This is a genomic window from Hydrogenophaga sedimenti, assembly GCF_051857515.1.
In the GTDB taxonomy this organism is placed as follows: Bacteria; Pseudomonadota; Gammaproteobacteria; order Burkholderiales; family Burkholderiaceae_C; genus Hydrogenophaga.
The window spans coordinates 458,930-478,271 of the sequence record NZ_JBPZHA010000002.1; the positions used below are offsets into that span (position 1 = coordinate 458,930).

Below are 19,342 nucleotides of genomic sequence, written 5' to 3' on the forward strand. Positions count from 1 at the left end.
GTTCCACCGCATCCTTGGTCCAGACCGTTCGCGCCGGACAGGTCGCAGGCATACTCATAGCGCTTCTGACGGACCCACCATGGACATCGAAAAACTCCAGCTGCTGCCTGCCTACCGCGTCGTCTCCGACGACCTGCGGCAGCGCATCGTGCGCGGCGAGGTGTTGCCGGGTGAGGCGATCCCGACCGAGGGCGATCTGGCGGCGCGGTATGGCGTGCACCGCTCGACCATCCGCGAGGGGCTGCGCCAGCTGGAGCAGGACGGCCTGCTGCGCCGCGAAGGCAAGAAGCTGCTGGTGACGATCCCGAGCCACAGCAACCTGGCCAACGCCGCCGAGCGCGCGCTGCGGATGCGCCAGGTGACCTTCGGCGATGTCTGGGAAGTCGCCAGTTCGCTGGAGCCGCTGTGCGCCCAGCTGGCGGCCGAGCGCATTACCGAAGAAGAGCTGTCGGCGTTGCAGGCCAACGTCGAGCACACCGCCGCGATCGTGGCCGGCGGCCCGGCGGCCAACGGCTCGCTGGTCAACGGCACGATCGAGTTTCAGACCCTGGTGGCCGAGGCCACGCACAACCCCGCGCTGCAGCTGGCGCGGGCGCCGGTGAGCCAGCTGATGCGCGCGGGCTACGCGGCGATTGCGCCGGCCTTGCCGCAGTCGGGCGAGCGCCTGCTGCAGGCGCACCGCGAGGTGCTGGACGCGCTGCGCGCGCACGATGCCGAGCGCGCCGTGCAGTGGACCCGCAAGCACATGCTCGACTACCGCCGCGGCTGCGAGTTCGCGGGCCTGGACCTCAAGGCGCCGATTCCGCTGGCGACCTGAACGCGGGGAAGGGCTCAGCGCAGCCCGAACAACTCGGCCAGCGCCACGCGGTACTGCGGCTGGCCCATGGTGTTGGTGTTGTGGTGCGAACCGCCTTCGACCAGCACGAAGCTCTTCTTCCCCGTCGCCGCGTCGTAGAGCCGCCGGCCCAGTTCGGGCTTGATGGTGGCGTCTTCGCTGCCGTGCACCACGAGCAACGGCGAGCCGATCTGCGCCACGCGATCGATCGCGTCGAAGCGCTGCGTGATCAGCGGCCCCAGTGGCAGCCAGCCCCATTTGTAGGAGGCCACCACGTCGGGGATCGAGGTGAAGGTGCCTTCGACCAGGGTGCCGGCCTCGTCGGGCACCCGGGCCGCCAGGTCGATCGCGATCGCGCCGCCCAGCGAGTGGCCGAAGATGTAGCGCGGCCGGTCGGGATACTGTTTCGCCAGCCAGTCCCAGGCGGCGCGGGCGTCTTCGTAGGCCAGGGATTCGGAGGGCAGGGCGGGCGAGCTCTTGCCGAAACCCCGGTAGTCGATCGCCAGCACCGAGAAGCCCAGCGCCTGCATCTGCCGCGCACGGAACGCGGAGCCCACCACGTTGTAGCGCGCGCCGTGCAGGTAGAGCAGCACGGGTGCCTTCGGGTTTTTCGCGAAGTGCTCGTCCGCGGCCCACAGGCCATGCAGCCGCGCCGCGTTCCCGGTCTCCTGCGAAGCGAAATCGATCCACACGTCCTGCATGCCCTGTGCCGCTTCTTCGCCCCGCCACCAGGTCCGGTCGGACGGCTGGAAGATCCAGCCGCGCTGGCGTTCATCGAGCGAAGCGCAGCCCGACAGCACGGCGGCGGCGAGCAACAGGAGGGCGAGCAGGCGTTTCATCCCGGTGAAGGATGCCTCAACGTCGGGAAAGTTCATTTCGGCGGACCGGGGGTTTGACACCGTCAGGGGCATCTCCTACAGTGCCGCCCATGGTCACTCCGGCCCCCACCCCTGTTGTTCTGCCCGCGGCACCGATGGCCCTGTGCCGGGGCGGGGTCGGGCGCTGCCGGCCGCACACCGGAATCTGCCGCACCGCCGCAGATTCCTGAGCCCGGCGATCCTCTGTTCATTGTTCGCGCCACGCGCGATCGCCGGGCCCCTCCCCAGAGCGCCAATCCGTCCCGCCGCCACACCGGCCGGGATGTTTCCTTTCTGGAGTTGCCATGTCTTTTTCCCTCGGCGTCGACCGCATCGTCACCGAACTCGACTTCGTCCGTCTGCACAAGCTCGGCACCAGCCACATGCCGGCAGGTTTCCCGGATGTGCTGGAACTGGCCGAGCAGGTGGCCTCGCCCGTCGTGCCGCCCGACGTCGTCACGATGTATTCGCAGATCGATCTTCTGGAGGCCGGGGCGGACCGGCCCCGCCGGCTCACGCTCTGCTATCCGCAGGACGCCGAACCCGCCCAGGGCTTCATTTCGGTGCTCTCGCCGCTGGGCGCGAGCCTGCTGGGTCTGCGGGTCGGCGCACGGGCCCGCTGGCGCACCCCGCAGGGCGAACAGCGCCAGGCGCGGGTGCTCGCGATCCTGTTCCAGCCCGAGGCCAGTGGCGACTACACGACCTGAGCCCTTGCGACAGCGCTGCCGGGCGGAGCCGCCGGTGTGTCGCCGTGTGAAAACCGCATGGCCCACCCCGGGGCAATAATCCATCGATGAAGCTGGCGGGGTGCGCCAGAGAGGATGGCCCATGAAGCGCAGGCGTTTTCTGTTCCTGGTCGTCGCCGGGTCGCTCGCGGCCTGCGGGCAACCGGCGGCCACGGGCTGGTCCGGCTACGCCGAGGGCGACTATGTCTACCTCGCCGCACCCATCGCCGGCCGGCTCGACCGGCTGGCGGTCCGCGCCGGTGACCAGGTCAGGCAGGGGGCCCCGCTGTTTGCGCTCGACGCGCTGGCCGAGCAGGCGGCCGCCGACGAGGCGCAGGCGCGGGTGAAGGCCAGCGATGCGCAGGCCGAGAACATCGCCAAGGGCCGCCGGCCGGAAGAGCTGGCCGTGATCCGCGCGCAGCTGGAGCAGGCGCGGGCGCAGGCGGTGCTGGCGCGCTCGGCCTGGCAGCGGCAGAAGGAGCTGGTCGACCGCGGCTTTGTCTCCGCGGCGCAGCTCGACAGCGCCGCCGCCACGCTGCGGCAGGCGGACGCGAAGGTGGCCGAGCTCGAGAACGCCTTGCGCGTGGCCACGCTGCCGGCCCGCAACGACGAGCGTGTGGCTGCGCAGGCCCAGGCCGAGTCGGCGCGCCAGTCGCTGCGCCAGTCCGAATGGCGGGTGGCACAGAAACAGCAGAGCGCGCCGACCGACGCGCAGGTGGCCGAGGTGTTCTACCGGCAGGGCGAATACGTCGCGGCCGGCCAGCCGGTGCTCTCGCTGCTGCCGCCCGGTTCGCTCAAGGCGCGTTTCTATGTGCCCGAGGACCAGCTGGCGCAGATCTCGCTGGGGCAGGGCGTGCGCCTGTCGTGCGACGGCTGTGGCGAGCCGGTGGCGGCGCGCATCAGCCGCATCGGCACCGCGCCCGAATTCACGCCGCCGGTCATCTATTCCAACGCCCAGCGTGCGCGCCTGGTCTATCTGGTCGAGGCACGTCCCGAGCCGGCCGCGGCGGTGCGCCTGCGGCCCGGGCAGCCGCTGGACGTGGCGGTGGACCCCGCCGCGCAGAAGGGCCGTCCGTGAACGCCACGCCGCTGGCCATCGACGTGCGTGGCCTGACCAAGCGCTATGGCGGCCGCGCGGTGGTCGACAACGTGTCGCTGCAGGTCGGGCAGGGCCGCATCTGCGGTTTCCTCGGTCCCAACGGCAGCGGCAAGACGACCACCATCCGCATGCTCTGCGGCCTGCTGCGGCCCGACGCGGGCGAAGGCCAGTGCCTGGGGTTGGACTTCCGCAAAGAGGCCGCCGCGATCAAGCGCCAGGTCGGCTACATGACGCAGAAGTTCGGCCTCTACGAAGACCTCTCGATCCGCGAGAACCTCGACTTCGTGGCGCGGCTGTTCGAGCTGCCCAGGCGCCCTGAAGCGGTCGACCGCTCGCTCGAACGCCTGGGACTGCAGAGCCGGCAGCACCAGCTCGCCGGCGCGCTCTCGGGCGGCTGGAAGCAGCGGCTGGCACTCGCCGCCTGCCTGATCCACGAACCGCGCCTGCTGCTTCTCGACGAGCCCACGGCCGGCGTCGATCCGAAGGCCCGGCGCGATTTCTGGGACGAGATCCACACCCTGGCCGCACAGGGCATCACGGTGCTGGTCTCGACCCACTACATGGACGAAGCGGCGCGCTGCCACGACCTGGTCTACATCGCCTACGGCCACGTGCTGGCGCGCGGCAGCGAGCGCGAGATCGTCGACGGCGCGGGCCTGTCGGTCTGGTCGCTCGAAGGCGAGCAGGCCGGGGCCTGGGTGCCGCGCCTGCGTGGTCGGCCGGGGGTGCAGAGCGTGGTCGCGTTCGGCAACACGCTGCATGTGGCCGGGCACGACGCGGCCCTGCTGGCGCAGACGCTGGCGCCGCTGCGCGAAGAAGCGGGCCTGCAGTTGCAGCCCAGCCGCGCCACGCTGGAAGACGTGTTCATCGGCCTGATCGACGGCGCGCACGACAACTTCGCAACCGACGCCCGACCGGGCGCCCGGCCATGAGCCGCTTCTCGCCGGCCCGCACCTGGGCGGTCTTCGTCAAGGAGTTCCAGCAGATGCTGCGCGACCGCCTGACCTTCGCGATGGCGGTGGGCATTCCGGTCCTGCAGCTGGTGCTGTTCGGTTACGCCATCAACACCGACCCCAGAGGCCTGCCGACCGCGGTGGTCGCGGCCGATGCCGGGCCGCAGGCACGCAGCCTGGTCGCGGCGCTGCAGAACAGCGGTTACTTCAAGCTGGTGCACCAGGGCACCTCGCCGGCCGAGGCCGACGCTCTGATGGCCAGCGGCCAGGTGCAGTTCGTGATCGAGATCCCGGCCGATTTCAGCCGCGCGGTGGTGCGCGGCGAGCGGCCGGCGGTGCTGGTCGCGGTCGACGCCACCGACCCCTCGGCCTCGGGCAACGCCATCGCCGCGCTGGGCGAGATGACCAGCCAGGCGCTGCGCCACGACCTCGTGGGTCCGCTGCGAGCACAGCAGAAGGCGCCAGCGCCGTTCGAGCTGCGCATTCACCGCCGCTACAACCCCGAAGGCCTCTCGCGCTACAACATCGTGCCCGGCCTGATCGGCACCATCCTGACCATGACCATGGTGATGCTGACCTCGCTGGCGATGACCCGCGAGCGCGAGCGCGGCACCATGGAGAACCTGCTGGCCACGCCGGTGCGTCCGTTCGAGGTGATGGTCGGCAAGATCCTGCCGTATGTGGTGATCGGCTACGTGCAGCTGGCGGTGATCCTGGGCGCGGCCATGCTGCTGTTTCAGGTGCCGATGGTGGGCAGCTTCGCGTTGCTGATGGCGATGATCGGGGTCTTCATCGTCGCCAACCTCGCGGTCGGCTTCACCTTCTCGACCGTCGCGCGCAACCAGCTGCAGGCGGTGCAGATGACCTTCTTCTTTTTCCTGCCCTCGATGCTGCTCTCGGGCTTCATGTTTCCCTACCGCGGCATGCCGCTGTGGGCGCAGCACCTGGGCGAGGTGCTGCCGCTGACGCACTTCCTGCGCATCGTGCGCGGCATCATGCTCAAGGGCAGCGGTCCGCCGCAGATGTGGACCGAACTCTGGCCCATGCTGCTGTTCATGGCGGTGGCCGGCACGGTCGCGCTCAAGCGCTACCGGCAGACGCTGGACTGAGCCGCCGCAGCACGCGGATCGGCGTCTCCAGCCGTTCGCGAAAGCCCAGCCGGCGGTACATGGCCCGGGCGGTCGCGTTGCTGGCCATGGCGTGCAGGAAGGGCGTCTCCCCGCGCAGCAGCTGGCGCCGCACGACCTCGTGGGTCAGCGCGCGGCCCAGGCCCTGGCCCTGGTGGTCGGGGTGGGTGCAGATGCCGCTGACCTCGTGCCAGGCGCCGGCCCGGGTGCGCTCGCCAGCCATGGCGACCAGCGTGCCGTCGGGCGCGAAGTGCCCGAGGAATTCGCCCATTGACAGGGTGTGCGGGCCGAACGGTCCGGGGCGGGTGAGGTCCACCAGCGCCATCACGGCGGGCAGGTCGTCGGCGCCGAGCGGGCGGCAGCCCAGCGTCACGGGTTCGGGCACCGGCCCGCCATCCCAGGCCATGCAGACCATGGTCGCGTCGACCTCGATTTGCCAGTCGGGCGAGACCCCGGTGCCGTTCCAGCCCGCGACGTAAAACGATTCGCCCGGCGCGCTCAGCGCCGCCAGGCTGTCGAGGTCGGGCGCCGACGGATCGGCGAAGGCGGCAATGGGCGAATAGCCGGCGCGGTAGCGCCGGGCCCCACCCAGCGCCTGCGACAGGTGCCGGTGCGGGCCGTCCAGGCAGCGCCAGAAGATGTGGTGCAGCAGGGTCGGATCGGCGGTTGCCATGAGCGTCAGCGCCCGCGCAGGAACAGCGCGTCGAGGTCTTTCATGCCCAGTTGGCGCCAGGTCGGCCGGCCGTGGTTGCACTGGTCGCTGCGCTCGGTCACTTCCATCTGGCGCAGCAGCGCGTTCATCTCGTCCAGCGTCAGGCGCCGGTTGGCGCGCACCGCGCCGTGGCAGGCCATGGTGGCGAGCAGTTCGTTGCGCGCGCGCTGGACCACCGTCGAGGCGTCGTGCTGGCCGAGTTCGGCGAGCACGCTGCGCGCGAGCTCGACCGGATCGCCCGCGGCGAGCGTGGTCGGCACCGCACGCACGGCCAGCGTCTTCGGCGAAAACGGCACGATCTCCAGGCCGAGCGTGGCCAGCACCTCGGCCGTGCTTTCGGCGGTGGCGACTTCTTCGGGCGTGGCCGCAAACGTGGCCGGGATCAGCAGCGGCTGGCTGCTGATCTGATGCGCGTCGAGCTGCTGCTTGAGGCGCTCGTAGACGATGCGCTCGTGGGCGGCGTGCATGTCGACCACGACCAGCCCCTGCGCGTTCTCGGCCAGGATGTAGACGCCGTGCAGCTGCGCCACCGCGCGGCCCAGCGGCCATTCGCCGTCGGGCAGCGGCGCCGGGGCCGCCTGCGCGGCGGGACCGGGCGAGAACACCGGCCCGGCGCGGCGGACGTCGGGCGCATCCAGCGGCGCACTGACCCGTTCGGACGGCCGCCAGAGCGCTTCGAGATCGCTCACCCGCTGGCCGACCTGCGGCGCGTCGGGACGCCAGGGCAGGGGCTGCTGTCGTGGCTGGGCGGCCAGGAAGCTGGTGTCCGTCTCGGCGGGCACCGCAGCGGACACCGGGACCGCCGGTGCATGGGCCGAACGGGGTGCGGCCAAGGCGCTCTCGACCGCGTGCCGCACCGCCTGGTGCACCTCGCGGCTGTCGCGGAAACGGACCTCGATCTTGGTCGGGTGCACGTTCACGTCGACCCGCGTCGGGTCGATGCTCACGTACAGCGCGTAGACCGGCTGGCGGTGGCCGTGCAGCACGTCTTCGTAGGCGCTGCGGGCGGCGTGGGTGATGACCTTGTCGCGCACGAAGCGGCCGTTGACGTAGGCAAACTGCCAGTCGCCGCGCGAGCGCGCCGCGTCGGGCACCCCCGCGAAACCCCAGACGCGCAGGCGCTGCACGCCGTCGCTGCTGCCGAGGGCGCCCGGCGCGTCGTCGGCGGGCCAGTTCACCGCCACGGCCTGCTCGATGAATTCCTCGCCCAGCACATCGGCCAGGCGGCGGCGCAGCGCGTCCAGCACATGTTCGCCGCCGGCCAGGTCGGGCGCCACCGCGCGCCACTGCGCGACCAGCTTGCCGTCGTGCCAGATCGCGAAGCCGACCTCGGGCCGGGCCAGCGCGTGGCGGCGCACGGCCTCGATGCAGTGGGCCAGCTCGGTGCTTTCGGATTTGAGGAACTTGCGGCGCGCGGGCGTGGCGAAGAAGAGTTCACGCACCTCGACCGTGGTGCCGCGCGCGCGGGCGGTGGGCTGCAGCTCGCCGCTGCGGCCATCCAGCAGCCAGCCGTGCGAAGTCTTGCCGTCATGGCCTTCGTCGGTGCGGGTCAGCACCGAGACCTCGGCGATCGAGCAGATCGCGGCCAGCGCCTCGCCGCGGAAACCCATGGTGTCCACGGCTTCGAGGTCGTGCAGGCTGGCGATCTTGCTGGTGGCGTGGCGCTTGAGCGCGGTCGGCAGTTCGTCGCGCAGGATGCCGATGCCGTCGTCCTCGACGCTGATGAGCCGGATGCCGCCGGCCTGCAGCCGCACGGTGATCTGCGCGGCGCCGGCGTCCAGCGCGTTGTCCACCAGTTCGCGCACCACCGAGGCCGGCCGCTCGACGACTTCGCCGGCGGCGATCTGGCTGATCAGCTCGTCGGGCAGTTCACGGATGGGGCGTCGGGGGGCGGGGTGGGGGGCGTTCACCCGGGGCATTCTAGGCGCCGGGAATGCATAAGGTGCGCCGGGGATAATCGCTGGTTATGGAATTCGTCCTCTACCTTCTCGACTTCGTGCTGCACGTGGACAAACACCTGCAGGCCTTCGTGCAAACCTATGGCAACTGGGTCTACGCGCTGCTGTTCCTGATCATCTTTGTCGAGACCGGCCTGGTCGTGATGCCCTTCCTGCCGGGCGACTCGCTGCTGTTCATCGTCGGTGCGCTGTGCGGCGTGGGGCTGATGGAGTATCCGGTGGCGGCCGGCCTGATGCTGGCAGCGGCGATCCTGGGCAACCAGACCAACTACACCATCGGGCGGTTTTTCGGGCCCAAGGTGTTCCAGTGGGAGAACTCGCGCTTCTTCAACAAGAACGCCTTCAACCAGGCCCACAACTTCTACGAGCGCTACGGCGGCATCACCATCGTGATGGCCCGCTTCATGCCGTTCGTGCGCACCTTCGCGCCCTTCGTGGCCGGCGTCGCGCAGATGACGCGCAGCAAGTTCACCTTCTTTGACGTCACCGGCGGCGCGCTGTGGGTGATCGGCCTGACCGCGGCGGGCTATTTCTTTGGCAACCTGCCCTGGGTGCAGGCCAACCTGTCCAAGATCATCTGGGCGCTGATCTTCGTGCCGGGCCTGATCGCGGCCTTCGGCGCCTGGCGCGCACACCGCGCCGAGAAGGCGCGCCTGGCGGCCGAGGCCTGATCAGGCCTGCTGCTTGCGCGCCAGCGGCGGATTCGCCGCAAAGTACTTGACGATGCCCTTGAGCAGGGCGTCGGCCAGCTTCTCCTGGTAGTCGTCGCTGCGCAGCCGCGCTTCTTCGTCGGGGTTGCTGATGAAGGCGGTCTCGACCAGCACGCTCGGAATGTCGGGCGCCTTGAGCACCGCAAAGCCCGCCTGCTCCACGCTGCCCTTGTGCAGCTTGCCCACGCGGCCCACCTCGCCCAGCATCGCGCTGCCCAGCTTGAGGCTGTCCTTGATCTGCGCCGTGGTGCTCATGTCCAGCAGGGTGCGCTGCAGCGTGGCGTCCTTGACCTTGACGTTGATGCCGCCGATCAGGTCGGCCGCGTTTTCCTTGTTGGCCATCCAGCGCGCGGTGGCGCTGCTGGCGCCCTTGGTGCTGAGCGCGAACACGCTGGCGCCTTGCGGCTGCGGGGTCAGGAAGGCGTCGGCGTGGATGCTGATGAACAGGTCGGCGCGCACGCGCTGCGCCTTCTGCACCCGCGTGCCCAGCGGCACGAAGAAGTCGGCGTCGCGCGTCATGTAGGCGCGCATCGGGTTGCCGTTGACCTTGGCGGCGTTGATGCGCTCGCGCAGCTTCTGCGCGACCAGCAGCACCACATCTTTTTCCTGCGTGCCGCCGGGACCGGTGGCGCCCGGGTCTTCGCCGCCGTGGCCGGGGTCGAGCGCCACGATGATCAGGCGCTCTGCCTTGCCGCTGCCCGACGGCTTGCTGTCGGCTTTCGGGTCGGTTTTGGCGTCTGCCTTGGTGTCGGCTCTGGGGTCGCCCTTGGGCGCTGTCTTGCCGGCGTCCGTGGTTTTCGGCGGTGTCGGGCGTCCGCGCCCGGCGATCAGCTCGCCCAGCGGGTCGTCGGCGGTCGCTGGTGCCGCGGAGGGCGTGTCGGCCTTGAGTTCCGCGCCCAGCAGTTCGGCCGCGCGGGCCGAGGCTTCGTCCACCGTCAGCGCGCGCTGGCGGATCAATTCTTCCAGCGGGTCGACCGTCTGCGCGGGGTAGAGGTCGAACACCAGCCGGTGCTGGTAGGCCGCGACCGGCTGCAGGTTGAACACCTGCGGCTTGATCGGCTTTTTCAGGTCCATGGTCAGCCGCGCCACGTTGGGGCTGACCGGCGCGACCTTGATCGCGGCGATGTTGGGGTCGTCGGGCTGCAGCTTGCCGATCAGCTCGCGCATGCCGTCCAGCAGGTCGATGCCTTCGATGTCGACGGTCAGGCGGGATTCCAGCGCTTCGGTCTTGCGGGCCTTGAGCTCGCCTTCGGATTCGAGCGTGACGCGGGTGTAGTCCTGCGCCGGCCAGATGCGCACAGCGACGACGCGGCCCGCGTGGGCCAGGTGCGGCGCGCCGATCAGCAGCACCAGCGTGCCCGCCTTGAGCAGGCGGCGGCGGTCGGGGTGGTGAACGGGTTCGGTCATGCGTCCGTCATGGGGCTAGGGCGGCCAGCAGCTGGCAGCCGGTGTCGGTGAAGGCCTGCATGGTCACACGGCGCGGGGCATCCGTGCCGTCGGATTCGTCACCGGGCGTTTCCTCCGGGCCGATCTCCAGGGCCGCGTCGACCGCCGGCATCAGCCCGGCCGCGTGCTCGGGCCACTCGACCAGCTTGAGGCCCGCGCTCGCGAACAGTTCCCGGAAACCCGCGTCTTCCCACTCGCGCGGATCGCCGAAACGGTAGAAGTCGAAGTGCCAGGCCGACAGCGGCCCGTGCGGCCCGGCCTCGGCGCGGTGCGGCTCGACCACGGCATAGGTCGGGCTCTTGATGCGCCCGGTCACGCCCAGCGCGCGCAGCAGGTGGCGCACGAAGGTCGTCTTGCCCGCGCCGAGATCGCCGGCCAGCGTGATCGTCGCGCGGGTGATCGCTGGGCACGCGGCCAGACGCTGTGCAAAGGCCGCCGTGCCAGCCTCGTCCGCCCAGCGGCCGTCCCAGCGCGCCAAGGGCTCGGCGGGGGCGGGCGTTCCTACAATGGGCGGAAGATGCGATCCGGATTCGATGCTGCTCAACTGATGACTCAGGTTCAGGCCTGGGGCCGGGAACTCGGATTCTCCCAAATCGGCGTGGCCGGCATCGACCTCTCCAGCGCCGAGCCGGGCCTCGAAGCCTGGCTCGCGGCCGGATTTCACGGCAGCATGGACTACATGGCGCGCCACGGCCTCAAGCGCGCGCGCCCGGCCGAGCTGGTGCCCGGCACCGCCAGCGTCATCACCGCGCGCATGGATTACCTGCCGCACGACACGCGGGGCGGCTGGCAGGCGCAGGAACTGCAGCGCCTGCAACGCCCCGGCGAAGCCATCGTCTCGGTCTATGCCCGGGGGCGCGATTACCACAAGGTGCTGCGCAACCGCCTGCAGCAACTGGCCGAACGCATCGCCGCCGCCGTCGGCCCGCTGGGCCACCGCGTCTTCACCGACTCCGCGCCCGTGCTCGAAGCCGAACTTGCCCGCCGCAGCGGCCAGGGCTGGCGCGGCAAACACACGCTGATCCTCAGCCGCGAAGGCGGCTCGATGTTCTTCCTCGGCGAGATCTACGTCGACCTCGCCCTGCCGCCCACCGAGGCGGTCAGCGACCACTGCGGCGCCTGCAGCGCCTGCATCGACGTCTGCCCCACGCAGGCCATCGTCGGCCCGCACCGGCTCGACGCACGCCGTTGCATCTCTTACCTCACCATCGAACACGAAGGGCCGATCCCCGAAGAGCTGCGCCCGCTGATCGGCAACCGCATCTACGGCTGCGACGACTGCCAGCTCGTCTGCCCGTGGAACAAGTTCGCGCAGCGCAGCCCGCTGCCCGACTTCGACCCGCGCGAAGGCCTCAGCGGCGCGACCCTGGTCGAGCTGTTCGGCTGGAGCGAAGAAGAATTCCTGCGCCGCACCGAAGGCAGCCCGATCCGGCGGATCGGGCATGCCCGGTGGCTGCGCAACATCGCGGTGGCGATGGGGAATGCATTGCGGGCTGGGGAGGACGCCGGGGTGCGGGCTGCGCTGGTGGCGCGGTCAGGGCATGGGGATGCCACAGTGCGTGAGTCCGTGGCTTGGGCGCTGACTTTGTCTTCGACTCAGTCGGTGTAGCTTCGCCGCAACTCCCTTTTCAGCAGCTTCCCGCTCGGATTCTTCGGCAGCGCGTCGGTGAACACCACGCGTTTGGGGCATTTGAAATGCGCCATGTGGGCATTGCAATGCGCGATCACTTCTTCTTCGGTCAGTGTTTGCCCGGCCTTGACCACGATCACGGCTGTCACCGCTTCGACCCATTTCGGGTCGGGCAATCCGATCACCGCGACTTCGCTCACGGCCGGCAGGCGGTAGACCATTTCTTCGACCTCGCGGCTGGCGACGTTTTCGCCGCCGGTCTTGATCATGTCCTTCTTGCGGTCGACGACGGTGATGTAGCCCTCGGCGTCGATGGTGGCGAGGTCGCCGCTGTGGAACCAGTCGCCGCTGAAGCTGGCGGCGGTCTTGTCGGGGTCGTTGAAGTAGCCGAGCATCAGGTGGGGCGAGCGGTGCACGATCTCGCCGACCTCGCCCACGGCCACATCCTGCATGTCGTCGTCGACCACGCGGGTTTCGACGTTGATCACTGCCTTGCCACACGAGCCGGGTTTGCGCAGCTGGTCATCCGGGCCGAGCATGGTCGCCAGCGGCGCAATCTCGGTCTGGCCGTAGAGGTTCCACAGCCGCACCCTGGGCAATCGCGCCGCCAGTTCCTTCAGCACCTCGACCGGCATGATGGACGCGCCGTAGTAGCCCTTGGCCAGGTGCTGGAGCTTCTCGGCGTCGAACAGCGGCGAGCGCAGCAGCGCGATCCAGACGGTGGGCGGCGCGAAGAAGCTGGTGATGCGGTGCTGCTCCAGCAGGGCGAGCAGGTTGTCCGGCGTGGGCTTGCCGGTGATGACGTTGCTGCTGCCGATGTAGATCGCCGGGCCGAAAAACACGTCCAGCTGGGCGCAGTGGTAGAGCGGCAGGGCGTGCAGCGTGCGGTCGGTCTCGGCCACCTCGGCGTTGATGACGCAGCTGACGTACTGCCAGAGCACAGCGTCGTGCGTGAGCATGGCGCCTTTGGGCATGGACTCGGTGCCGCTGGTGTAGACGATCTGGGCCAGGTCGTGGCTCTGCGTGCGCACCTCGGGCAGCGGGTCGGTGCAGGCAGCGAGCTCGTCGAAACGGTGCATGTTCGGCGCCGGCTCGCTCGGGTCTTCGCTGGGCAGCCAGACGAACTGCTGCACCTGCGTTTCCAGCGCCGAGGCCTCGCGGGCGAGCCCGGCCAGGCCGCTGTCGGTGGCGAGCGTGCGGGCGCCGGCGTGGCGCAGGATGTAGGCGACCTCTTCGGCCTTGAGCATGAAGTTGATCGGCACCAGCACCGCGCCGCGGCGGGCCAGTGCAAAGCGCAGCGCCGCGAAGCCGTGCGAGTTGCGCGCCAGCACGGCCACCTTGTCGCCTTCGCCCACGCCGATCTTGTGCAGGCCGGCGGCCAGCCGCGTGACCAGGGCGTCGAATTCGGCGTAGGTCCAGGTCGTGGCGCCGCAGGTGATGGCGGTCTTGGCCGGCAGGCGCAGGGCGGTGCGGTGCAGCGCGTCGGCGATGGTCTGGCGGCGCACGGCGGGGGCGATGGCGGGGAGGGCGGCGGCAGCGGACATGGGCGAAATCTCCTGTTACAGCGGGGGCCGGGCGGCCGGGGCAAGATCACCCCATTGAAAACCAGCCGCGCCCGTTTGCCATGGGCGTTTTCACCATGCCGCGTGCCCGGGCTGTCGCCTGGGTGTCGCGGGCTATCATCAACCGCATGTCCGGCTCACCCTTCGCCTCCACCGCGCTCGACCGCTCGCTCGGCGCCTGGTCGCGCCGCATCCGTGCCTCGTGGGCGGCGTGGTGGCATGTGCTGCTGCTGGGCGCGCAGGTGATGGTGCTGGCGCTGGTGCCGTCGAGCTACGCGCAGGGTGCGCAGCGCAGCGCCGTGCTGCGCCAGATCTACACCGCGTCGGCGCCGCTGCTGACCTGGTTCCTGACGCTGTCGGCGCTGCTGAGCCTGGTGCTGATCCGCATCGTGGTCGCCACCGCTTACAGCTACGGTCTCTCGCAGTACGCGCTGGAGGTGCTGGTGCGCACCCTGGTGCTGGAGCTGATTCCGCTGTATGCGGCGATGTTCGTGGCGCTGCGCCACACCATGCCCGAGGCCCAGCGTATCCGGCGGCTGCTGGCGCAGCAGCACCGCAACGGGGTGAAACACGACGAACAGACCCTGCTTCGCAGCGAGCTGCTGCCGCGCGCGCTGGCGGGGGTGTTCTCGGTGCTGTTGCTGGCGGCGGTCAGCTGCGTGATCGCGCTGGTGCTGACCTACCTGAACGTCTATGGTTTTTCGCACTGGGGCCTGCCGGCCTACACCCGCGCCGTGGGCCAGGTGTTCACGCCGGCCGTGACCCTGATCTTCGGGCTCAAGACCCTGTTCTTCAGCCTGGCGGTGGCGATCGTGCCCCTGGCCGCCAGCGCCCGCCGCGACCTGATGGGCGGCTACGGCCGGCTGAGCGACATCACCGAGTTCGCGCGCCTGCTGTCGGTGCTGCTGATCGTCGAGGTCGTCTCGCTGCTGGGCAACTACTACTGACCGATGGACCAACAACCGATGAATGCCCCCGAGACGCCGCCCCCGCTCGAGCCCGCTCCGCCGCCGGTGAAGAACCTGGAGTTCAAGGCTGCGCTGCTGCTGATGTTCCTGCTGTCGCTGGTGGTCGGGTCGGCGCTGTATGTGGCCTATGCGCGCGGCGCCTTCGAGCGCACGCAGCGGCTGGTGCTGGTCGCACCCGATTCCGAGGGTGTCGCGGTGGGCATGAACGTGACCTTCGCCGGCTTTCCGATCGGTCGGGTCGGGCGCATCGAACTGGCCGACGACGGCAATGTGCATTTCCTGGTCGACGTGCCGGTGAAGGACGCGAAGTGGCTGCGCAGCTCCAGCATCTTCACGATGGAGAAGGCGCTGGTCGGCGGCACCAAGATCCGCGCCTACAGCGGCGTGCTGACCGATCCGCCGCTGGAAGAGGGCGCCGTGCGGCAGGTGCTCAGCGGCGACGCCGCCGCCGAGATTCCGGGCATCGTGGCCTCGGTCAAGGAGCTGGTGGGCAACCTCAATGCCCTGACCGCCGCCGACGCGCCGCTGCCGCAGAGCCTGGTGCATCTGCAGGGCACGGCCGCCCGGCTGAACGGGCCGCAGGGCGCGATGGGCGCGCTGTTCGGCAACGACGCCGACGCGAAGAAGGTGATCGAAGCGGTGGAGCGGGCCAATGCGCTGCTGGCCAAGGTGGACAAGCTCACGGCCCGGCTCGACGGTCTGGTCGCCAATGCCGATCGCCAGGTGTTCGGCCAGGGCGCCGGCCCGGGCGGCAGCACCGATGGCGGTCTGGTGCAGGACGCGCGCGGCACGGTCAAGCAGCTCGACGGTCTGCTCGGCGAGGCCCGCGGCAGTCTGCAGAAGGTCGACAAGCTGCTGGTCGACGCCCAGGGCATCGCCGCCAACACCCGCGAAGCGACCGCCGACCTGGGCCAGCTGCGTGCCGAGGTCGACGCCAGCCTGCGCAAGGTCGAGTCGCTGATCAACGAGGTCAACCGCCTGTGGCCGCTCAAGCGCGACGCCCAGATCGAACTGAAATGAAACACGTCCTGCGCTTCCCGTGGTTTGTATTGGCGGCCCTGCTCGCGGCCTGCGGCAGCACACCGCCGCCGCCCGACTGGCAGATGAACGCCAAGGGCAGTGTCGACCGGGCCACCGAGGCCTGGCTCAGCGGCAACCAGAAGATCGAAGAGACCGAGTTCGCGCGCGCGCGCAGCGAAGTCCTGCGCACCGGGCAGCCTGCGCTGGTCGCCCGGCTGGAGCTGACACGCTGCGCGACCCGCGTGGCGGCCCTGGTGTTCGAGCCCTGCGCGGGTTACGACGCGGTGGCGGCCGACGCGGTGGCGGCCGAGAAAGCCTATGCGCGGTACCTCGGCGGTCAGGCCACGGCCGACGATGCCGCCTTGTTGCCGGCGCCGCACAAGGGGCTGGTGGGGGTGGCCGGCGGTGATATGGCCGGCATCACAGACCCGGTGTCGCGGCTGATCGCGGCGGGCGTGCTGATGCGGCGTGGGGTGGCTTCTCCTGCCGTGGTGGATGCGGCGGTGGACACCGCCTCGCAACGCGGCTGGCGGCGTCCGCTGCTGGCCTGGCTGGGCGTGCAGCTCAAGCAGGCTCAGGCGGCGGGCAAGGCCGACGACGCCGCACGCATCCAGCGGCGCATCGATCTCGTCGCGCCGCGCTGAGCTTTCGGATCGCTGGCGAAGGCCGGCTCAGGTCAGGTCTTCGTGGAAGTCGCTGGCGCCGGGCTTCCAGTAGGCCGAAACCTTGACGTGGGTGCGCGCCAGACCGCGCTCGGTGATCAGCACATCGCGCAACTGCGCCATCGTGCCGGCTTCGCCCGCGCACCAGACGAAACCTTCACCATCCGGTAGCGCCACATGGCGCGTGGCTTCGATCAGCGCAGCCGTGTCGGGCAGCCACTGGCGGGTCAGTCCGGCCCGCGCGGGCAGCAGGTTCTGGTCCTGGGCGTCACCGGTCTGCAGCAGCACCACGGTCCGGGCGGCCGCGGGCAACTCTTCCAGCCGGCGGGCCATCGCGGGCAGGGCGGTGGCGTCGCCAGCCAGCAGGTACCAGTCGAGGTGGTCGGGAATGACCATGGAGCCGCGCGGTCCGCCGATCACGGCGGCATCGCCGACCTGCGCGCGCTGCGCCCAGTCGCTGGCGGCGCCGCCGTCGTGCAGCGCGAACACCAGGGTCAGCTCGTTTTTGCTGGCGTCGAAGTGCCGCGGCGTGTAGTCGCGCCGCTGCTCCTGGCCATGGGCGTCGCTGAAGATGAACTTCAGGTGGTCGTCGAACGAGAGCGAGGTGAAGCCGGCGAGCGAGGCGCCGCCGAAGGTGACGGCCTGCAGGCCGGGGCTCAGGCGTTCGGTGCGGAGCACGCGCACGTCGCGGCGCACCAGTTCGTGGCGCACGCGACGGATCAGGCCGGGCTGGCGGTCGTCGGGTCGGGAAAGGAATGACATGAAGACAAAGGCATATGGTTGATAATGTCATCTATTCTGTCGAATGAAGTTGATAAAGTCAACCATCATGAAAAAACACCCCGACGACGACCTGATGGAAGCGGTGCACGAGTTGATGCACCTGGCGCGTTCGCAACAGCGCCGGCACATGCCCGACGACGGCCTGCACCCGATGGAAGGGCGTGCGCTGGGCTTCTTCGTTCGCCGGCCGGGCGCCACACAGAGCGATCTGGTCGAGCATTCCGGGCGCGACAAGGGGCAGCTGGCGCGGCTGATCGCGGTGCTCAGGGAGCGGGGGCTGCTGGAGGCGCGGCCCGACGAGAAGGACCGTCGCGTGACCCGGCTCTATCCCACCGACGCGGCGCGGCAGCTGCACGAGTCGGTGCTGCGCCAGCGGCGCCAGGTCTCGGCCCGGGCCGCCGCCGGTCTGGACAACGGCGAACGGCAGGAGTTGCTGCGCTTGCTGCGCCACATGCAGGACAACCTGCGGGACGCGGACCCGGACACGGGGTGCACATGAAAAAGGCCTCGTGAAGACGAGGCCTTTTGAAAGGAAGTGGTGGAGACGAGGAGGATCGAACTCCCGACCTTCGCATTGCGAACGCGACGCTCTCCCAGCTGAGCTACGTCCCCACGAAAGGGTCAAAGTTTACCAAAGCGCCGCTGTCAGCGTGCCGGTTTCTTCTCGGCCGCCGGGCGTTCCATGGTCAGTTCCACCCGCCGGTTGTGCACCCGGTCGACCGGGTTGTCGCGCGAACCCAGCGGGCGCGTGTCGGCAAAGCCGCTGGCCTGCACGCGCTGCGGCGCCACGCCGTGTTCGATCAGGTAGCGGGCCACCGCGGCGGCGCGCCCGGTCGAGAGCTCCCAGTTGGAGGGGAAGCGCTCGGTGTGGATCGGGATGCCGTCGGTGTGGCCCTCGATCACCAGGCGCAGGTTCGGGTCGGCGTTGAGCAGCGGGATCAGCTTGTCCAGCGCCGGTTGCCCCGCGGCGGCGAAGTTGGCGTTGCCAGACTCGAACAGCAGCTCCGTGCTGATGCGAAAGCGCACCGCATCGTCGTTCATCAGCACCTCGATGTCGCTGCCCAGCTTGTCGAGCTCGAAACCGTTGAGGGTCTTGGGCGTGGGCCTGGCCGGTTCGGGCTGGGCGGGGGTGGCGTTCGGCGGTGGCGGCACGATGCTGCCCGACGGCGCAGCGGCCGGTGGTGCGCCCGGCACCGGGCCGGCAGTGGCTGCGGTGGGCGCGGCTTGCGATTCTTCCTTGCTCTTGCCGTCCTTGCCCTTGCCGGGTCCGGCGAAGGCCAGCATCACGATCATCATCACCAGCATCAGGGTGAAGACGTCGAGGTAGGTCATCATCCAGATGTCGTCTTCCTGCACCGGCACGGTGTTGACGTGCCAGCGGCGGTAGCGGCCGACAGCGCGTGCGGCGGCGCGCGGCTGGCGCGCCGAAGAGGTGGCGGTCGGCGAGACGGCGGCCATGCTCAGTGGCCCTTGGCGCGGCTGCTGCCCTTGCCGTCGTAGATCTCGTCGTCGTACTGCGCGACGAAGGCCTTGAGCGTCTCGCGCATCAGCGACGGGCTTCGGCCCACGCACATCATCGAGATGCCCTCGAGGATCATGTTCATCAGGATCAGGCGCTGCTCGGTGCGGCGTTCGAGCTTCACCGCGATCGGCTTGAAGATCAGGTTGGCCAGCAGCACGCCGTAGAACGTGGCGATGAAGGCGATGCCCAGCTGCGCGCTGATGGTGCCGATGTCGCCGCTGCCGACCAGGCCCATCAGGTTGATCAGTCCCAGCAGCGTGCCCACCATGCCGAAGGCCGGCGCGTAGGCGGCCATGACGCGGAACAGCTGGGCCTCGGCGGTTTCGCGCTGGCGCAGGTGCGCGATGCGCCACTGCATCAGGTCGATGATTTCCTCTTCGGGCGTGCGGTCCAGCACCATCTGCACGCCGGTGCGCAGGAACGGGTTGGTCACGTAGCCCAGCGATTTCTCGACCGCCTGCAGGTCGCCCTGTATCCAGAGCTTGGACAGGCTCACCAGGTCTTCGATGTCGCGCTTGGTGTCGAGCTTGTCCTCGCGCATCGCGTGGGCGACGAGCGTGAACACGCGGCGCAGTTCGCTGATCGGGTAGCTCAGGAAGGTGGCGGCGAGCGTGCCGCCCAGGACGATGGCGATCGCCGCCGGGTCAATGAAGACGGCCGGTTTGTCCGAGGCGAAGATCAGGGCGATGGCCAGCAGCGCAAAGCTGCCCACCATGCCGATCAGGGTGGACGGGTTCACGCGAGGGTCTCCGGGGATGTGCGGTGCATACGGG

The 19,342-nt window shown here is 69.8% G+C and carries 20 protein-coding genes and 1 tRNA gene; 11 read left to right on the plus strand and 10 right to left on the minus strand.

Translation table 11 applies throughout. From position 1 onward, the window contains the following. Window positions 1-79: 79 nt before the first annotated feature. On the plus strand, window positions 80-817 hold the full coding sequence (locus ACS5NL_RS04870) for a FadR/GntR family transcriptional regulator (RefSeq protein WP_439352512.1): 738 nt from the start codon (window positions 80-82) through the stop codon (window positions 815-817). 14 nt (window positions 818-831) lie between these two features. Here ACS5NL_RS04870 and ACS5NL_RS04875 read toward each other — a convergent pair whose 3' ends face one another. Beyond that, a complete protein-coding gene (locus ACS5NL_RS04875; protein ID WP_439352513.1) occupies window positions 832-1,674 on the minus strand; it encodes an alpha/beta hydrolase in 843 nt (280 codons plus the stop codon). 323 nt (window positions 1,675-1,997) lie between these two features. On the opposite strand from ACS5NL_RS04875, the gene ACS5NL_RS04880 reads away from it, so the two are divergent. The 4 genes from ACS5NL_RS04880 to ACS5NL_RS04895 all read left to right on the plus strand — a co-directional run bounded on the left by ACS5NL_RS04880 (window position 1,998) and on the right by ACS5NL_RS04895 (window position 5,578). After that, window positions 1,998-2,399 (plus strand): GreA/GreB family elongation factor, encoded by a 402-nt coding sequence (locus tag ACS5NL_RS04880; protein ID WP_439352514.1) that lies wholly within the window; start codon window positions 1,998-2,000, stop codon window positions 2,397-2,399. Between the two features lie 121 nt (window positions 2,400-2,520). Beyond that, window positions 2,521-3,495: an HlyD family secretion protein gene (locus ACS5NL_RS04885; RefSeq protein WP_439352515.1), complete on the plus strand. Its 975-nt coding sequence runs from the start codon at window positions 2,521-2,523 to the stop codon at window positions 3,493-3,495. Next, window positions 3,492-4,448: an ABC transporter ATP-binding protein gene (locus ACS5NL_RS04890; RefSeq protein ID WP_439352516.1), complete on the plus strand. Its 957-nt coding sequence runs from the start codon at window positions 3,492-3,494 to the stop codon at window positions 4,446-4,448. Before ACS5NL_RS04885 ends, ACS5NL_RS04890 begins: the two co-directional genes overlap by 4 nt. Next, window positions 4,445-5,578 (plus strand): ABC transporter permease, encoded by a 1,134-nt coding sequence (locus ACS5NL_RS04895; protein ID WP_439352517.1) that lies wholly within the window; start codon window positions 4,445-4,447, stop codon window positions 5,576-5,578. Before ACS5NL_RS04890 ends, ACS5NL_RS04895 begins: the two co-directional genes overlap by 4 nt. On the opposite strand, the gene ACS5NL_RS04900 is transcribed toward ACS5NL_RS04895, so the two are convergent. Together ACS5NL_RS04900 and mutL are read right to left on the minus strand one after the other, a co-directional pair. After that, window positions 5,550-6,269 carry a GNAT family N-acetyltransferase gene (locus ACS5NL_RS04900; protein WP_439352518.1) on the minus strand — a complete coding sequence of 240 codons (720 nt, stop codon included), beginning with the start codon at window positions 6,267-6,269 and terminating at the stop codon, window positions 5,550-5,552. The genes ACS5NL_RS04895 and ACS5NL_RS04900 overlap by 29 nt on opposite strands. A gap of 5 nt (window positions 6,270-6,274) precedes the next feature. Continuing rightward, on the minus strand, window positions 6,275-8,227 hold the full coding sequence (mutL, locus tag ACS5NL_RS04905) for a DNA mismatch repair endonuclease MutL (RefSeq protein ID WP_439352519.1): 1,953 nt from the start codon (window positions 8,225-8,227) through the stop codon (window positions 6,275-6,277). Window positions 8,228-8,274: 47 nt separating this feature from the next. On the opposite strand from mutL, the gene ACS5NL_RS04910 reads away from it, so the two are divergent. Then, complete coding sequence (locus ACS5NL_RS04910; RefSeq protein ID WP_439352520.1) at window positions 8,275-8,937, plus strand: DedA family protein; 663 nt, start codon at window positions 8,275-8,277, stop codon at window positions 8,935-8,937. On the opposite strand, the gene ACS5NL_RS04915 is transcribed toward ACS5NL_RS04910, so the two are convergent. Next, window positions 8,938-10,383, minus strand: a complete 1,446-nt coding sequence (locus ACS5NL_RS04915; RefSeq protein WP_439352521.1) for an N-acetylmuramoyl-L-alanine amidase — start codon at window positions 10,381-10,383, stop codon at window positions 8,938-8,940. Between the two features lie 7 nt (window positions 10,384-10,390). After that, on the minus strand, window positions 10,391-10,957 hold the full coding sequence (gene tsaE, locus ACS5NL_RS04920; protein ID WP_439352557.1) for a tRNA (adenosine(37)-N6)-threonylcarbamoyltransferase complex ATPase subunit type 1 TsaE: 567 nt from the start codon (window positions 10,955-10,957) through the stop codon (window positions 10,391-10,393). Window positions 10,958-10,969: 12 nt separating this feature from the next. On the opposite strand from tsaE, the gene queG reads away from it, so the two are divergent. Continuing rightward, the gene (gene queG / locus ACS5NL_RS04925) at window positions 10,970-12,031 is read left to right on the plus strand and encodes a tRNA epoxyqueuosine(34) reductase QueG (RefSeq protein ID WP_439352522.1); all 1,062 of its coding nucleotides are present in this window, start codon (window positions 10,970-10,972) and stop codon (window positions 12,029-12,031) included. On the opposite strand, the gene ACS5NL_RS04930 is transcribed toward queG, so the two are convergent. Beyond that, a complete protein-coding gene (locus ACS5NL_RS04930) occupies window positions 12,019-13,596 on the minus strand; it encodes an acyl-CoA synthetase (protein ID WP_439352523.1) in 1,578 nt (525 codons plus the stop codon). The genes queG and ACS5NL_RS04930 overlap by 13 nt on opposite strands. 146 nt (window positions 13,597-13,742) lie before the next feature. On the opposite strand from ACS5NL_RS04930, the gene ACS5NL_RS04935 reads away from it, so the two are divergent. From ACS5NL_RS04935 to ACS5NL_RS04945, 3 genes are read left to right on the plus strand one after another with little or no spacing between them, the layout of a single operon-like run. Beyond that, a complete protein-coding gene (locus ACS5NL_RS04935) occupies window positions 13,743-14,561 on the plus strand; it encodes an MlaE family ABC transporter permease (protein WP_439352524.1) in 819 nt (272 codons plus the stop codon). Between the two features lie 18 nt (window positions 14,562-14,579). Beyond that, a complete protein-coding gene (locus tag ACS5NL_RS04940; RefSeq protein ID WP_439352525.1) occupies window positions 14,580-15,602 on the plus strand; it encodes an MlaD family protein in 1,023 nt (340 codons plus the stop codon). Beyond that, entirely contained in the window at window positions 15,599-16,246 is a 648-nt protein-coding gene (locus ACS5NL_RS04945) for a hypothetical protein (RefSeq protein WP_439352526.1), read from the plus strand. Before ACS5NL_RS04940 ends, ACS5NL_RS04945 begins: the two co-directional genes overlap by 4 nt. Window positions 16,247-16,273: 27 nt before the next feature. Here the strand turns inward: ACS5NL_RS04945 and ACS5NL_RS04950 are convergent, their stop codons facing one another. Beyond that, window positions 16,274-17,026, minus strand: coding sequence for a siderophore-interacting protein (locus ACS5NL_RS04950; RefSeq protein ID WP_439352527.1), 753 nt, complete (start codon window positions 17,024-17,026; stop codon window positions 16,274-16,276). A gap of 67 nt (window positions 17,027-17,093) precedes the next feature. Between ACS5NL_RS04950 and ACS5NL_RS04955 the strand changes: the two genes are divergently transcribed. Continuing rightward, window positions 17,094-17,546 carry a MarR family winged helix-turn-helix transcriptional regulator gene (locus ACS5NL_RS04955; protein WP_439352528.1) on the plus strand — a complete coding sequence of 151 codons (453 nt, stop codon included), beginning with the start codon at window positions 17,094-17,096 and terminating at the stop codon, window positions 17,544-17,546. Window positions 17,547-17,583: 37 nt separating this feature from the next. Here ACS5NL_RS04955 and ACS5NL_RS04960 read toward each other — a convergent pair. The 3 genes from ACS5NL_RS04960 to ACS5NL_RS04970 form a co-directional block, all read right to left on the minus strand. Further along, a tRNA-Ala gene (locus ACS5NL_RS04960) sits at window positions 17,584-17,659 on the minus strand. Window positions 17,660-17,692: 33 nt separating this feature from the next. Next, window positions 17,693-18,505, minus strand: coding sequence for an OmpA/MotB family protein (locus ACS5NL_RS04965; protein WP_439352529.1), 813 nt, complete (start codon window positions 18,503-18,505; stop codon window positions 17,693-17,695). Window positions 18,506-18,507: 2 nt separating this feature from the next. Further along, complete coding sequence (locus tag ACS5NL_RS04970; protein ID WP_439352530.1) at window positions 18,508-19,308, minus strand: motility protein A; 801 nt, start codon at window positions 19,306-19,308, stop codon at window positions 18,508-18,510. Between the last annotated feature and the right edge of the window lie 34 nt (window positions 19,309-19,342).